This is a genomic window from Mucilaginibacter limnophilus (assembly GCF_004005815.1).
GTDB lineage: Bacteria > Bacteroidota > Bacteroidia > Sphingobacteriales > Sphingobacteriaceae > Mucilaginibacter > Mucilaginibacter limnophilus.
The window spans coordinates 182100-198342 of the sequence record NZ_SACK01000005.1; the positions used below are offsets into that span (position 1 = coordinate 182100).

At 41.9% G+C, this 16243-nt stretch carries 13 protein-coding genes; 8 read left to right on the plus strand and 5 right to left on the minus strand.

What is annotated here, in order from left to right:
- Positions 1-18 precede the first annotated feature (18 nt).
- From EOD41_RS13030 to murQ, 3 genes are all read right to left on the minus strand, one after another.
- Positions 19-756 (minus strand): Bax inhibitor-1/YccA family protein, encoded by a 738-nt coding sequence (locus tag EOD41_RS13030; RefSeq protein ID WP_127705582.1) that lies wholly within the window; start codon positions 754-756, stop codon positions 19-21.
- Between the two features lie 146 nt (positions 757-902).
- Positions 903-1469 (minus strand): hypothetical protein, encoded by a 567-nt coding sequence (locus tag EOD41_RS13035; protein ID WP_127705584.1) that lies wholly within the window; start codon positions 1467-1469, stop codon positions 903-905.
- A 138-nt stretch (positions 1470-1607) separates the two neighbouring features.
- Complete coding sequence (murQ, locus tag EOD41_RS13040) at positions 1608-2420, minus strand: N-acetylmuramic acid 6-phosphate etherase (RefSeq protein ID WP_127705586.1); 813 nt, start codon at positions 2418-2420, stop codon at positions 1608-1610.
- 103 nt (positions 2421-2523) lie between these two features.
- On the opposite strand from murQ, the gene EOD41_RS13045 reads away from it, so the two are divergent.
- Positions 2524-4116, plus strand: coding sequence for a S41 family peptidase (locus EOD41_RS13045; RefSeq protein ID WP_127705588.1), 1593 nt, complete (start codon positions 2524-2526; stop codon positions 4114-4116).
- Positions 4117-4135: 19 nt separating this feature from the next.
- Here EOD41_RS13045 and EOD41_RS13050 read toward each other — a convergent pair whose 3' ends face one another.
- Entirely contained in the window at positions 4136-4966 is an 831-nt protein-coding gene (locus tag EOD41_RS13050; RefSeq protein WP_127705590.1) for a phytanoyl-CoA dioxygenase family protein, read from the minus strand.
- A gap of 384 nt (positions 4967-5350) precedes the next feature.
- On the opposite strand from EOD41_RS13050, the gene EOD41_RS13055 reads away from it, so the two are divergent.
- Together EOD41_RS13055 and EOD41_RS13060 are read left to right on the plus strand one after the other, a co-directional pair.
- Positions 5351-6973: an NADP-dependent glyceraldehyde-3-phosphate dehydrogenase gene (locus EOD41_RS13055; RefSeq protein WP_127705592.1), complete on the plus strand. Its 1623-nt coding sequence runs from the start codon at positions 5351-5353 to the stop codon at positions 6971-6973.
- Positions 6974-7180: 207 nt separating this feature from the next.
- Positions 7181-8866, plus strand: a complete 1686-nt coding sequence (locus EOD41_RS13060; RefSeq protein ID WP_127705594.1) for a sodium/sugar symporter — start codon at positions 7181-7183, stop codon at positions 8864-8866.
- Between the two features lie 72 nt (positions 8867-8938).
- On the opposite strand, the gene EOD41_RS13065 is transcribed toward EOD41_RS13060, so the two are convergent.
- Positions 8939-9826, minus strand: coding sequence for a dienelactone hydrolase family protein (locus EOD41_RS13065; RefSeq protein ID WP_127705596.1), 888 nt, complete (start codon positions 9824-9826; stop codon positions 8939-8941).
- A gap of 259 nt (positions 9827-10085) precedes the next feature.
- On the opposite strand from EOD41_RS13065, the gene EOD41_RS13070 reads away from it, so the two are divergent.
- The 5 genes from EOD41_RS13070 (at position 10086) to EOD41_RS13090 (ending at position 16243) form a co-directional block, all read left to right on the plus strand.
- On the plus strand, positions 10086-12449 hold the full coding sequence (locus EOD41_RS13070; RefSeq protein ID WP_127705598.1) for a TonB-dependent receptor: 2364 nt from the start codon (positions 10086-10088) through the stop codon (positions 12447-12449).
- Between the two features lie 4 nt (positions 12450-12453).
- The gene (locus EOD41_RS13075; protein ID WP_127705600.1) at positions 12454-13665 is read left to right on the plus strand and encodes a DUF4374 domain-containing protein; all 1212 of its coding nucleotides are present in this window, start codon (positions 12454-12456) and stop codon (positions 13663-13665) included.
- A gap of 31 nt (positions 13666-13696) precedes the next feature.
- On the plus strand, positions 13697-14953 hold the full coding sequence (locus EOD41_RS13080) for a PepSY-associated TM helix domain-containing protein (protein ID WP_127705602.1): 1257 nt from the start codon (positions 13697-13699) through the stop codon (positions 14951-14953).
- 175 nt (positions 14954-15128) lie between these two features.
- On the plus strand, positions 15129-15467 hold the full coding sequence (locus EOD41_RS13085) for a ribosomal maturation YjgA family protein (RefSeq protein WP_205780558.1): 339 nt from the start codon (positions 15129-15131) through the stop codon (positions 15465-15467).
- On the plus strand, positions 15467-16243 hold the full coding sequence (locus tag EOD41_RS13090; protein WP_240663395.1) for an oxygenase MpaB family protein: 777 nt from the start codon (positions 15467-15469) through the stop codon (positions 16241-16243). Before EOD41_RS13085 ends, EOD41_RS13090 begins: the two co-directional genes overlap by 1 nt.

Here is a 16243-nt window from a genome sequence, read left to right on the forward strand (position 1 = left end):
TTTTTAATACCAATAATCTTAATTTCTGCGGCCACCAAACACGCGCAGCAGCATCAAAAACAGATTGATAAAATCAAGATATAGTGTTAACGCACCCATAATGGCCATCTTTTTAGTTGATGCTTCTCCATACTCAAGGCCTGCACCGATGCGTTTTAGCTTTTGAACATCATACGCCGTAAGGCCTACAAACACGGCTACGCCAACGTAACTAATGATTTGACTAAGGCCGCTACTCTTCATAAAAAAGTTAACTATTGAGGCTACTATGATGCCTACAAGCAACATAGTTAATATCGCGCCAAACTTTGTTAAATCCTGATGCGTTGTGTAACCGGCTATTGCCATCACTCCAAAAACCACTGATGTAGTGATAAATACTCCGGTAATAAGTTCAGGTGGATAAGCTCTGAAAATAAAACTTAAGCTGATACCCATAAATGATGCGTATGCTACAAAAAGTATCATAAGTACCGGGTACGACAGCCTGTTTACACCAAATGACATTACAAGAATGAATGCTAAAGGAGAAAACATTACGATAGTTCCTAAACCAGTACGACTATTTGTTTGGACATCAATCAAATAGCTAAATAAAACATCGTTATGCCCAAACCACCATGCCAGCCCCGCTGATATACCAAGCGCGACAAACATCCACATAAATACATTGGCAATAAACCTGCGAGACGCATCGGCGTCTTCTATTTGTATTACGTTCGGGTCGTAAACGTAATCGTGTGTGTTATTTTCCATTTTTTAATTCGATAAATCTATACAAGGATAAGTATTGTCAGGCTACAAAACAAGCGATTATAAGTCATCCCGAACTGGCTTCGGAATCCTCAGGACAAACTTGCTTTGCATGTGAGATGCTAAAATAGGTTCAGCATGGCAAAGCATTAATTCAACCTGCGAGTCAGCTGCTCTTCAACCTTTTTAAATACTTGTACTGGTTTTAATCCCCGCCAGGTAAGTTCATCAAGTTCGCCGCCGAAATTGATATAATAATCAATGTTATTTCTGCGGAACTCCTCTATCACATGCTCTCTGAAGTTTATGCCTGCTATCCAGCCGTCCTCAACATCCTGAAACCACTCCTCATAATAACAATCGTCTGACGAGTGGAAGTTCAATACATTCTCCCCTATCAGCACAAATTTATTTACTCCCTCATCCATCATCAATTCAATCAGTTCGCGCTTAAGCAACATAATATCATTGTTAATGGCGTCATTCCATTCACCAATCAACTCAATGATGCTGTAATGCCTGTCGTAATCAACAAACAACACCTTCAGGTACAGCGTGTTCGAACCAAAGGTATCCCACTGCGGATGCAGCAAATAATTATATATCTGCTTATCAAATTCAAACTCACTATACTGGGTTGCATAAAAAGGCGAATGCTCGTCTTCTGATGCTATATAATCATCGCGCCAGCGGTAATATGGCTCTATTTCGTGCATTCTCTTTTTAAACTCTAAAATCTAAATACTAAACTCTAATCGTATTATAAATTCTAAATGCTAAAAACTAAATTCTAACAGATAGAAACTGCTACCGCAACTGCCACTGCTACTAAAGCATTTTCTTATTTTCACAAACTACTGTTTCATAAAAGCTGCTTCTACTGCCTTGCGCACGCTGCCGTATTGCTTTAATAAAACGGCCGCTTCATTTTCTGGCAAACCGGTTTCGGCCATTATCATGCGGGTGCCGCGGTCAACCAGTTTATTATTGGTTAACTGCATATCCACCATTTTATTACCCTTTACATGCCCCAATTGTATCATTACGGTAGTGGTAAGCATATTCAATACCAGCTTTTGCGCTGTACCTGCCTTCATTCGTGTTGAGCCGGTTACAAATTCAGGCCCGGTGATAACTTCAACGGGATACTTGGCAACTGCGGCTACAGCGCTACCGCTATTACAAACTATACAGCCGGTAATAACACCGTTTTCATTAGCTTTTTCCAGCCCGCCAATAACATAAGGCGTTCTGCCCGAAGCCGCGATGCCTACCAAAACGTCTTTATCATTGATGTTCCAGGCTTGCAAATCTTTCCATGCCTGCTCACGGTCATCCTCGGCAAATTCAACAGCTTTGCGTATGGCGCCATCGCCACCGGCAATAATGCCAACTACCATATCAAACGGCACACCATAAGTAGGTGGGCATTCTGATGCGTCAACCACGCCCAAACGGCCGCTGGTGCCTGCTCCTATGTAAAATAACCGACCGCCATTGCGCATTTTTTTGGCGGTTATAGTAGCCAGCGCCTCTATTTGCGGCAAAGCTTTTTCAACCGCGTCGGGCACTGTTTTGTCTTCGCGGTTAATATTCTGCAGCAGTTCTTTAACGCTCATCTGCTCCAGGTTGTTATAGTTTGAGCTTTGCTCGGTAGTAGCATCCATTTATTTGAAATTAGCTGAAACAAAAATCGGTAAAAAACATCAAATAGTATATACACATGATAATCGGGATATTGTCAATAGATTATATTTGTGTGCAGCATTTATGAAAAGAACGGCTTCTATAGTTTTCAGGTCGGCCCTGCTGGTATTTTTAGGGGTGGCGCTGGGTATTTTCATCAGTAAAGATGATCTTACAGGGCAGCCGTTCAGTTTAACCGGCCGAAGCGACAAAATGTCGCAGGTGCTGCAACTGGTACAAAACAACTACGTTGATTCTATTGACGTTGACAGCATTGAAGGCGAAACCATTAACGAACTACTTCAAAAACTTGACCCCCACTCTCTGTACCTTCCGCCAAGGCAAGCAACTTCTGTTAACGAACGGCTTGAAGGCGGTTTCACCGGTTTGGGGATAGAATATCATTTATTGCGCGACACCTTTATTGTGACTCAGGTTTATCCTGGCGGACCGGCAGCTAAAGCAGGGCTTGTTGGCGGCACTAAAATCATCAGCGTAAACGATAAAAAATTCTCGGGCACAGGTTTAACAGATGATGGAATAGCTAAAGTTTTGCGCACCGATAAAAGCATCCCGCTGCAATTGTTGGTACTGATGCCGGGAAGTAGAGCTCCAAAACAACTTGTACTTAAACAAGGAAGAGTGCCTTTAAGCAGTCTTGATGCTGCGTACATTGCATCAGACGATGTAGGCTATATTAAAATAAGCAAATTTGCAGCTACTACTGATGCTGATTTTCAAAAGGCCTTAAAAGCTCTTAAAGCACAGGGCATGAAAAAGCTGGTGCTCGATCTGCGCGGAAATGGCGGCGGATATTTAAACACAGCCACAGCACTTGCCGATGAGTTTCTGCCAAAAAACAAGCTGATTGTTTATACCAAAGGTGTGCACGAACCACGCACCGATTACTTTGCTACCGACTCGGGCAACTTTGAAAACGGTAAACTGGCTATACTTATTGATGAACATTCCGCTTCAGCAAGCGAGATATTGGCCGGCGCCTTGCAGGATCTTGACCGTGCGGTTATTGTAGGCCGCCGCTCGTTTGGAAAAGGATTGGTACAGCAGCAGTTTCAATTCAGGGATAGTTCGGCGGTAAACCTTACCGTAGCACGATACTATACACCATCAGGTCGTTCCATACAAAAATCGTACAGCCAGGGCGTTGAAAGTTATCGTAACGAACTGGCTGAGCGCATGCGCAAAGGAGAGTTATTTTCTGCAGAAAATAATTTAGCAGACAGCGCTTTCAAAAAGATGTCGCCATATCATACCACATCAGGTAAAAAAGTATTTGGCGGAGGCGGCATTATGCCTGATATTTTTGTTCCGGCTGATACAACTGAAAACTCTGTACTGGTTAGTGCACTTGCCGAAAAGCAATTGTTCACCGCTTATGTGCTTGATAAAATGCAGCCTGTATTAAAAGGTTATGATCGTCAGGAAACCTTCCTGAACAATTACAGTGTTAACGACGCTACCTTAAACGATTTTATGTTGTATGCTGCACAAACATTAAAAACAATCGATTACAAAGAATTAGCAATTTCAAAGCCCCTCATCAAAGCGTTACTTAAGGCCAACGCAGCCCGTTTTAAATGGGGTGATACTGCATACTTCCGTACCTTAAACAGCAACGACCCTGCTTTTGACAAGGCCGTTGCAAGTTTAAATTAGTATAGTTTATTTATTAGAATCAGCTTTGCTTAAGGGCCGGGTCCTGTTCTTTTGTCATAAAATCCGCTTCTGACAATGAAGCTGCTTCCCACTCCAGCACAGCCTCATCAGGCACAGTATCAATAGGCACCTGCCATGATGTAGCACGCTCGTTATAAGCCAGATTTGAATTTGAGCAATAGCATGAAATAATCGACCAGCGCGGATAATCAGACAAGTTAGCTTCCGAGCGGTGCAGCAAGTTAGGATGAAAAAACAACGCGTCGCCTGGTTCAAGTTCCGAGTAAACAAGGGGCATGGTTTTTAAAGCATTTTCAACCATCACCATATCGGCGCCTACCTGTTCACCCGAAAAGCCATGGTTTACACGCCCTATTTTATGCGAACCTTTTATTACCTGAAGGCAACCATTCTCTTTATTGGCAGGTGTAAGCGCTATCATCACGCTAATAAGCCTGTCGGGAAACATGAACTGATTTTTATACCAATAACCATAATCCTGGTGCCATTCCCAGGCGCCGCCAACTTTCGGCTCCTTTTGCATCAGTTTTGAATGAAAATGGCATACGGCGCTGTCGTCGTTCAATAATTCCGCTACCGCATTTACCATCCGCTCGCTGCGAGTCATATACCCAAACACATCATTTCCGGGCGTAAACCATAATGACAATCTCGTTTTTTTACCGGTTTGATCGTTTAAGTCAACAGCATTCTTCGCCATAGCATCATCTTCAAGCGCGGTGGTGTACATGCGGTCAACTTCGTCCTTATTAAAAAAGCCTTTTATAATAACATAACCATCCTTATGATAGTCAGTGATTTGCTGAGCGGTTAATTTTTTTGCTGACATGATAGTATAATTGATTACTCAAAGCTTGAGTTAAATTGCGCTATTTACTACCATTATCGTACTAAAAAAATAAAGTTTTTAAACATAATTTAGGTAGCAATCAAGGGATTGAGGGCAATAATTGCCTTCCGACAACAACACATTTATATAACAACTATGCGTTCAAGCACTTAGTGTTAAAAAAACAATAAGTCATTTTACTGCAATCGATTGCAAAAAAATTCAAACATTACTCATAATTTCACAATCAGGTTATTGATGTTATAAATTTAATTTTTACTTTGCGCAGCTTTTCGCTTAGAAAGGCATGTATTATACTGACCCCATGATCGGCACGATTTAAATTGCAAAGATCTTAACACAGACAAAAAACAATACATAACCATGAGTTTTCAAGACCAGATCAGATCACTCTTTGTTGAAGAAGACCGGATACCGGAGGAATTCAGGATTGAGGAAATACACCAGCGCGAGTATTTGTGCAATGGTGAAATGCGGAAATGGGACGGGCCGGTTAGCGAAGTTTATTCGCCGGTTTGCATTCCAACAAGTGAAGGATTAAAGCGAAAGCTTATTGGCACCTACCCGCTTTGCACCGAAGCTGAAGCTATGGACGCGCTTGCCGCGGCCGAAGCTGCTTACGATAACGGAAGGGGCGAATGGCCTACCATGAGCGTTGACAACCGCATAAAGAGCCTTGAAAAGTTCATTAATAAAATGCAGGAGCAGCGCGCGCTGATTGTTAAACTGATTATGTGGGAAATTGGCAAATCATACGGTGACTCGGCAAAAGAGTTTGACCGTACGGTTGAATACATGATTGCCACTATTGAAGCGCTTAAGGATATAGATCGTCAGTCGTCTCGCTTTGAAATTGAAGAAGGCGTTGTTGCACAAGTGCGTCGCTCACCGCTTGGCGTGGTGTTGTGTATGGGGCCGTTCAACTATCCGCTTAACGAAACTTTTACTACGCTTATACCTGCCCTGATAATGGGCAATACCATATTGTTTAAACCACCTAAACATGGTACGTTATTGCACTACCCTTTACTGAAAGCCTTCCAGGAGTCGTTCCCTAAAGGTGTGGTGAACACAGTTTATGGCCGTGGCGCGGTAGTAACACCAGGACTTATGGCAACCGGCAAGATCAATGTGCTGGCCTTCATCGGTTCAAGCAAGGTGGCAAACGATTTGAAAAAACGTCACCCTAAAGTTAACCGCTTAAGGGCTGTTTTAAGTTTGGATGCCAAAAACGCGGCTATCATCACCAAAAATGCTGATGTTAAGCTTGCCGTTAGCGAGTGCCTTTTAGGTTCATTGTCGTTCAATGGCCAGCGTTGTACCGCTATCAAGATTATCTACGTACACAAAGACGTAGCCGATGAGTTTTTAAAACTGATGGCCGAAGGTATTGAAAAGCTGAAAGTAGGCTTGCCATGGGATAAAGACGTTAAACTTACCCCGCTGCCTGAGCCACACAAACCTGATTACCTGAAAGAAGTAATTGAGGATGCGAAAGCTAACGGCGCAAGTGTGATCAATGAAAACGGCGGTACTATCTCTGAATCATTTGTTTATCCTGCGGTTTTATACCCGGTAAACGATAAAATGAAAGTATACCGCGAAGAGCAGTTTGGTCCGGTTATCCCGGTTGTACCGTTTGATTCTATCGATGAGCCGATCGACTATCAGATCGATTCTCCGCACGGTCAACAGGTAAGTATCTTCAGCAACGATGCTAAAGAGATCTCATCGCTTATTGATCCGTTTGTGAGCCTGGTAAGCCGCGTTAACATCAATGCGCAATGCCAGCGCGGACCGGACGTGTTTCCTTTTACCGGCCGCAAAGACAGCGCGGAAGGTACACTATCGGTTCATGACGCGCTGCGTTCGTTCTCTATCCGCTCGTTGGTAGCAACTAAAATGAATGATACCAATAAACAGATCATCAATGAAATTGTGAACGACAACGATTCCAGTTTCCTGAGCACTAAGTTTATATTGTAATATTATACTTCATAAAGAAAGCGGCTTAACGCCGCTTTCTTTACTTTAAGCCTAAGCATCTGTCACAATTTTATTCGCTTGTGTAACTTTAACACTTGAGTTTATAGCTAAAGTTATATATTGCAAAAAAGTTATCAATTACATATTGATAAACCAAGAACTAAAACCTATAATTGTCAAAAAGACATATTAAACCTAATTTTTTAAATGAAAACACTTTCACTGGGTGATTACGGCGTATTTGTGATATATTTCATAATCGTCGCGGCGTACGGGTATTGGGTGTACAAGCGTAAACACAACGCTGACGCTACATCAAAAGATTATTTTTTGGCTGAGGGATCGTTGACATGGTGGGCTATCGGCGCATCTCTTATCGCCTCAAACATTTCTGCCGAGCAGTTTATAGGCATGAGCAGTTCCGGCTTTACCATGGGACTTGCTATTTCTACTTATGAGTGGATGGCAGCGGCCACCCTGATTGTGGTAGCGGTATTCTTTATACCGGTTTATCTGCGGAACAAAATATTTACCATGCCACAGTTTCTGCACGAGCGGTATAATGGCACAGTAGCCATGATCATGGCTATTTTCTGGCTGATGTTGTACATCGTAGTTAACCTGATGTCCATATTATACCTGGGCGCACTTGCACTAAATGCTATCACTGATTATAACATATATCTATGTATAGGATTTTTGGCTGTATTTGCGATCATCATAACTCTTGGTGGTATGAAGGTAATTGGCTATACAGACGTTATACAGGTATTTGTTTTGATACTGGGCGGTTTGGTGGCTACTTATCTTGCACTTGATTTGATAAGCCAGCAAGCAGGGGTAGAAGGTATTACAGGCAGCTTAAAAGTGTTGCATAAGGAAGTGAACGATCACTTCCACATGATATTTCAAAAAGACAATAAGCACTATATGGATCTTCCTGGTTTAACTGTGCTTATAGGTGGTATGTGGATCACTAACCTTAATTACTGGGGATGTAATCAGTACATTACGCAAAGGGCGTTAGGCGCTAATTTAAAAACCGCACGCGGCGGTATACTGTTCGCGGCGTTTTTGAAATTACTTATGCCGGTTATTGTTGTGTTGCCTGGCATCGCCGCTTATTACCTTTACCAAAAAGGTATGTTTCAAGAGGAAATGCTTACAGCAAAAGGCGTTGTTGATCCTAACAAAGCATATCCCTCATTGCTTAATCTACTTCCCTCAGGTCTGAAAGGCCTTTCGTTCGCGGCTTTAACAGCTGCTATAGTAGCATCACTGGCAGGTAAGGCTAACAGTATCGCTACTATATTCACATTAGATATTTACAAAAAGGCTATTAATCCAGCTGCTACTGATAAGCAGTTGGTTTCGCTGGGTAAAATATCGGTAGTAGTTGCCATGTTTTTAGGAGTAATACTTTCGCTCTTCCTCGGCGATCCGTTGATGGGTGAAGGTAAATCAGGCTTCCAGTACATACAAGAATACACCGGCTTTGTATCACCAGGTATTTTCGCCATGTTCATTTTAGGCTTCTTCTGGAAAAAAGCAACCTCAAATGCAGCGTTATTTTCAACCATAGGTGGTTTTGCGTTTTCAGTACTGTTTAAGTTTTTGCCTCTGTGGGTTAATCTTTCATGGTTAGCACCATTTGGGTTTTCGAAAGCAAATGATAAAGGTGTTTATGAGATACCATTTCTTGACAGGATGGGTTTTGTATTCATCATCTGTGTAATTGGCATGTACGTTATATCAAAAATAGATATTGCAAAAGGTGTAAAAACAAACGGCTTGGAAATTGAATCTTCAATGTTTAAAACCAACCGTGCATTTACAGCAGGTGCATTAATTATTGTAGCTGCGCTTGTAGCACTGTACAGTATTTTCTGGTAGAAATTATCTTAATGATCATAAAAAAGGTCCGTGCAAATGCATGGACCTTTTTTTATAATCAAACGTAACGGCTTATGCTAAACGCGCTTTAAAGAAATCTATTGTTCGTTTCCAGGCAAGTTCGGCAGCAGCTTTATCATAACGCGGTGTGGTATCGTTATGAAAACCATGATTAGCATTTTCATAAATAAACGCCTCGTATTTTTTACCGTTTTGTTTCAAGGCAGCTTCGTAAGCCGGCCAACCTTCAGTTATCCTGGTGTCTAACGAAGCATAATGCAGCATCAGCGGCGCTTTTATTTTAGGCACATCCTCAGCAGCGGGCTGACTGCCATAGAAAGGCACAGCCGCCGCCAGATCGGGCAAACGGACAGCCATCTGGTTAGCTATAGCGCCTCCGAAACAAAAGCCAACCACGCCTACCTTACCATTGCAATTTTTATGCTGTTTCAGGTATTCGTATGCGGCTATAAAATCTTCAAGCATTTCACTTTGCGTGCGTTTGGCCTGCATAGTCCGTCCTTCATCATCATTGCCTGGATAACCGCCCAATGGTGTTAATGCATCAGGTGCTAAAGTAATAAAGCCGGCCAGTGCTGCCCTGCGTGCCACATCCTCGATGTAAGGGTTAAGTCCACGGTTCTCATGCACTACAATGATACCGCCAAGTTTGCCTTTAGCATCCTTCGGCTTTGAAAGCAGGCCCTTGATACTTCCACCGCCTTTGGGTGACGAATAAGTTATAAAACCCGAATCGAGCCGCGTATCATCTGGCGGAACCTGAACATTATTTTTGTAATCGGGCATCAGGAAGCTCATAAGCGCGGGCACTGTTAATCCGCCTACAGCGTAAAGGGATAGTTTTTCGATGAACGACCGGCGGTCGACACGGTTATGCGCGTAATCATCATACAGGTCGAAAACTTCCTGTTTAACGTCTTCTTTTTTTATCTGGCTCATGGGCAAATGCTTTCATCAAATGTAATTATTAAAATAATTTACATCTGCAATAAATCGCATTACTTCACCAGGTTAGCTGATAATTTATATGCAATGATATGCTTCTCCGTATAAAAACGATAAAAACGCATATTGTTATTTGTAATCAGTCTAAATAAATATATATTTGCCGTGGGAAACAAAAAGTAGAGCCGCACAGCGGGAACTGTACGGCTCGTCCCGGGAAACCGGGGCCTTTCAACGTGTCAATTAAAAAGCAATGCAAAGTAACAAAATTTTGCTATTGGTATTACTGTGTACCTATAGCATTTTTACCAGCGCGCAAACCTTATCATCATTAAAAGGGCGCATCAAAAACAGTGCGGGCGAACCAGTGCCCGCCGCCACTGCCAAAATTCTTAACACCTCACTCGGAGCCATTACAAATGAAGCCGGACTATTTGTTATCAAGCACATTAAGCCCGGCAGCTACACACTTTCTATCAGCCTGGTTGGCTACAAAACCCAAACCCGCCATATCGACATCGCCGGTAAAGAAACCGAACTGACAATAACACTTGATGACGACCTGGTTACCATGGAAACCGTTATGGTTACCGGCCTTACAGCCGCACAGGAAAGCAACCGCCAGGCGTATAACATTACCGCAGTTGATGCCAAAAAACTCTATAACACTACGCTTAACCTTGCCGACGCGCTTGACCGTGTATCAGGTGTGCGGGTTAGAGAATCAGGCGGCGTAGGTTCTAACTTCAACCTTTCATTAAACGGTTTTTCAGGTAGTCGTGTCCGTTTTTTTATCGACGGTATTCCTATGGATAACTTTGGATCATCTTTTCAAATTAATAACATACCTATTAATATAGCTGAGCGGGTGGAAGTTTATAAGGGTGTAGTGCCTATATGGTTAGGTTCTGACGCGCTGGGCGGTGCAATCAATATAATAACCGGTAATCGTTATCGTAATTATATCGATGCATCATACTCTTACGGCTCATTCAACACTCACCGCAGCGTAATTAACGCCGCTGCCACCAGCAAAAGTGGTTTTACGTTTCAGCTAAATGCATTTCAAAATTATTCAGACAATAATTATAAAGTATATGTTGGTGCAGCCGACATATATACCGGTGCCAATGGTGGTAAATTTGTTTTTGTACCGCGTTTTCACGACAAATATCATAACGAAACTCTGATAGCCAATGTAGGCGTAGTTGATAAAAGCTTTGCTGATAAGCTGCTATTAGGCGTTACGCTTGGCAAAAATTATCAGGAAATTCAAACAGGTGCACGTATGGAAAGCGTTTTTGGCGCCTGGCACCGCAGGGGTAACATTGTTATGCCCTCGTTAAAATATAAAAAAGACAATCTGTTAAAAAATCTTGACGTTACCTTAAATGCCAATTACAACTTTGGTACCGAGCAAAACATTGATACGGTTGATGCGCGGTTTGATTGGTACGGTAACTCCAAGCCAGGAGGCACAGGAGGCGGTGAGCGATCACGCAGTTTATATAAATACAAAAACAATAATGGTATAGTAAATACCATGCTCAATTACCGTATTGCCGAGAATCAATCGATAGCGTTAAGCGACGTATTTACCACATTTAATCGTAAAGGCACAGACGAGCTGAAAATTGAACAGGATGATGCCCCAAAAAAAACTCAGAAGAATGTACTTGGATTAGGATACTCTTATAATATAGAAAGTGTATGGAGCGCTTCAGTTTTTGGTAAATACATTTATCAGAACACCGTTACCAGTGACAGAAATACTACTTCAACCATGAATAAGTTTGGCTACGGTATAGCAGGAACCTACTTTTTAACAAAAGATTTCCAGTTAAAAGCATCGTACGAGCTTACCAACAGAATGCCCGAGGCCGACGAGATATTTGGTGATGTGATCAATTCTGAAGGCAACCCTAACCTGAAGCCTGAAAAATCACAAAACCTTAATGCCGGTGCAGCTTATGCATTTGCTATTAACAGTGACAATAAGTTCATGGCAAACGCCACTTTTACTTATCGTAAATCAGACAACTTTGTTTATTCCCGCTTAAATCAAAATCAAACTAAATTGATACCTGACAATCGCGATGGTGTGAATACCGTTGGGGTTGATGGTGAAATAAGGTACTCTTACAAAAACTGGTTAAATGCAGGTACAACATTAACTTATCAATACCTGCAAAACCTGCAGCTTTATGAAGTAAACCCCTCTACCGGACAATATTATACCACTAAGAGTGACTTGTACGGGGACCAGATGCCAAATATACCTTACTTCTTTGGCAATACCGACGTAGCAGTAACTCTTAAGGGAATTGGTGGAACTAAAAACAAATTAACTTTTGGGTATAACTTGCTTTATGTACATGCCTTTTGGCTGTATTGGCCAAGCCGCGGTACACCAAGTACTGATACAAAAAAGGTTGTACCTATGCAGTTAAGCCATGATGTTAACGTGGTTTACAGCATGGCTGATGGACGGTACAATATATCACTAGAAGGCCGCAATATCACCAATGAGTTATTGTACGATAATTTCAGCTTACAAAAGCCAGGACGCGGTTTCTACCTCAATCTCAGATATTTTATTAACAAAACAAATAATTAATCGTATGAAAATTAAATTTACTCTAGCGGCAGCAGTAGTAGCCGTTGCTTTAGCCTCATGTGCAAAAAAGGAAAATAGCGAAGCGGTACCCGAAGATCCGGGAAACTTTATTGTTACTGTAACCCCTACAGCTTCAACAGGTGTTGCCGATTATTTACTTACAGCAAGCAGCCTTGACACGGGCCGTATTTCAACTGCCGGTAACGGTGTTGAGCAGGATGGTACTTACCGTTATTATGTAACCCACAACAATAAATTCTTCAGTATGCTTTACGGGCAGGGTAATCCGGGTGCTGTTACTGCATACAACATTGTAGATGGTAAATTGAACAAACTTACCAACTTCCAAACTGAAACCGTACAGGCTTTTGCCCCGGTTAATGATGACTTGCTATTATTTAAAATATCAAGAAACGTAGCTACCCCAAACTCTCTTTGGTACAAAGTAAACACTAATAGCCTGCTTATTACTTCTGAAGGCTCAACTAATACACTCGAACTTACCGGCACTGGCGAACTTGCACACTTTAGCTGGCTAAAACAAGTTGGCGACAAAGTTTACGCGCCTTATTTCAGCATTATCGACAGGACTTTTGCCACTAACCATCCGAACAATGCCTGGATTGCGGTTTTCAACTACGCCGATATGTCTTTAAACAAAATAATCACTGACGACCGTACCAGTTTCATCGGTCGCTACTTCACTGATGGTTTGGCTGTAACTGAAAACAATGACGTTTATGCTTTTTCGTCGTCAGTTGCTGTGAAAGATGGCACATTTAACTCAACCAAGCCATCAGCTATTACACGCATCAAAGCGGGTACAACCGAGTTCGACCAAAGCTATTTTTTCAATTTTGAAGAAGCAACCGGCGGCATGAACATCACCAACTGGTTATATGTGGGCAATAATACTTTTATTGTTAACGCAACCACCAAAACTGAAAAAGGCGCCTATACAGTTGGTAGCAATGTAGGTATTGTTAACGTGGTTGATAAAACTTATAAACCGGTTACTGGTCTGCCTGCAAAAGCCACTATTGCCGGTCTTACCACCAATAACTACACACCAAAAGACGGAAAAACCGCTTACGTTGGGGTAAACCTTACCGATGCCAGCAGTTGGGTTTATAAAATTGATGCTTCTACGGCAACTGCTACAAAAGGCTTAAAAGTAGAAGGCGGCGTAATTACCGCTATTCAGCACCTCGACTAATCATATCTTTTATTATATAAGTACAAACACAATGAAACCGGTTACAACTACACCAAAAAGATCTAAAGATTCGCGGTTCAAACGCATCAACAACTGGCTGCACCTTTGGCTCGGTTTGTTTTCAGGCATCATTGTGTTTGTTGTATGCCTTACCGGATGCATCTGGGTTTTTAATGAGGAAATAACCGCCTGGCTTGAGCCTGAACTGCATGTAACTCATCAAAATAAGCCCGTACTTTCACCTGCTGCGCTTACTAACATTGCGCGGACCAACTATCCTGAACTTATACCCTCATACGCCACCTATCATCAGGGCGAAGCTATTTATCTTGGTTTGCGTAAACCTGGCAAGTTCGTTCGTGGCGGTGGTCGCAGAGGTGGTGTACAGTTGATGATCAATCCATACTCAGGTAAGATCATCAAAAAAGAGGAAAGCAAACGCGGCGACTTCGACTTTTTCCGATTTATACTTGACGGGCACAGGGCCTTATGGCTGCCTTATGATATTGGCCGCCCTATTGTTGACTACGCTACGCTGATCTTTATCGTCTTGCTGATAACCGGTTTGATATGGTGGTATCCCAAAAAGTGGAATAAATCAACCCGTGACAAAAGCTTTAAGATAAAATTGGGTGCATCGTTCAAACGCGTTAATCTCGATCTGCACAATGTGCTTGGCTTTTATGCCATGCTTTTCCTGCTCGCTATTGCTATTACCGGGATGGTGTTCGGTGTAAAATGGTTTGGCGACGGACTGTACTGGGTTACATCAGGTGGCGAAAAGCCGGGCGAATTCAGAAGGCTGCAGTCGGACAGTTTGCAAAAAGCTAACGCGATTGACCCTAAGCTTGCCATAGAGAGCGTTTGGAAAAAGGTATTGTCAGAAAACCCAAAAGCTATGGGCTTTTACTATACCTTTCCTGATACCGCTTCTAATGCTGCAATAAATATTACCGTATACCCTACCGCCGGTCAGTTCTATAACAGCCGCAGTTATACGTTTGACCAGTTTACCCTGAAACCACTCAACCGTAAAGACCCTTATTCCGTACCCTATGAAAAAGCCGGTTTCGGGCAAAAACTGCGTAAAATGAATTTTGATATACACATAGGCGCCATACTGGGGCTGCCAGGTAAGGTACTTGCATTTTTTGCTTCGTTAATTGGTGCGAGTTTACCCATAACGGGCTTTTTGGTATGGTGGGGCAAACGGAACAAAAAGCCACGTCAACGCACCGCAGTTATTAAGCCGGATATAAAAACACTAAAACCAGTTCTGCAGGATTGATTCTAATTTCGTTAAACCCTATCAGTTAATTAAAGGCTTCTCAAATTTGAGAGGCTTTTTGCTTTTATTAAATTTTGATTATAAACAAGGAATAATTAGCTTTGCAATACAAAGCACTTTCTAAATGAACAATAAAGCTACGTTTCGATTCAACAAACAATATTTTTTATTGGCTGTGGCGCTTTTAATAACAGAAATAATAATAGCTGCGTTTGTAAATGACAGTTTTATCAGGCCTTATTTCGGAGACTTTTTGGTAGTGATCTTTATTTATTGCACCGTAAAAAGCTTTATAAATATACCTTGGCTGCCTGCGGTAATAGGTGTGCTCATTTTTGCATACTTAGTAGAAACGCTGCAATACTTGCACTTTATACGTTGGATAGGATTAGAAAAATTAACACTGGCCCGGGTAATACTCGGAAGCTCATTTGCATGGACTGATATCGTAGCTTATACTTTGGGAGTTATATGTATCAGTTGTGTTGAGGTTAAAAGATATAAAGGAAAATAATGATGAGTAACACCGGATATTTTGTGGATAAACATTCGATTGTAAGAAAGATTTGGGGAAGAGCCGATACGGTGCTGTTCATTTTCGCCGGGGCGTCGGCCGAGTTTGCTTTGAACAAGGCTGTCGACTGGCTGTACTTTACCGGGAAACTTCCGGCTGATCCGTTAGGGCGGCTGTTTTCAACTGTAAACTATGCCCGGATGATTGTTTTTTCGGAACAGGAAACAGCCATGAAAGCGATAAGCCAGATAACCGCCATACATAAAGGCGTTGAGGAAAAACGAGGCGATAGCATACCTGCATGGGCATACCGTGATGTATTGTTTATGCTGATTGATTATTCAATACGGTCGTATGAGTTGCTTGAAGAAAAACTTAGTGACGCGCAAAGGGCTGAGATATTTCGTGTATTTTCAAAGGTTGGGGAAGGCATGAATATACCCGGCTTACCTGAAAATTACTCCGAATGGGCTGTGATGCGGGAAAGCCACTTAAATGATAATCTGATAAAAAGTGATTGTACAGTTGATTTATATAAGCAATACAAAAAGCACCTCGGCTTTTTCCGATATGTAATTTTAATGCAGGTACAAGCCTTGTTATCACCTGCCAGAGTTAAAAAGCTGTTGGATTTGAAAGAAAGCGGAATTTTTAAACCAATTATATGTGTATATAAGCTATGCAGAAAAATTAATCTTGATGGCTTATTAAAGGAAGCTATACTACCAGCAAACTATAAAGTGCAGATCAAGGCTTTGGATATCAAAGGGCTGTAA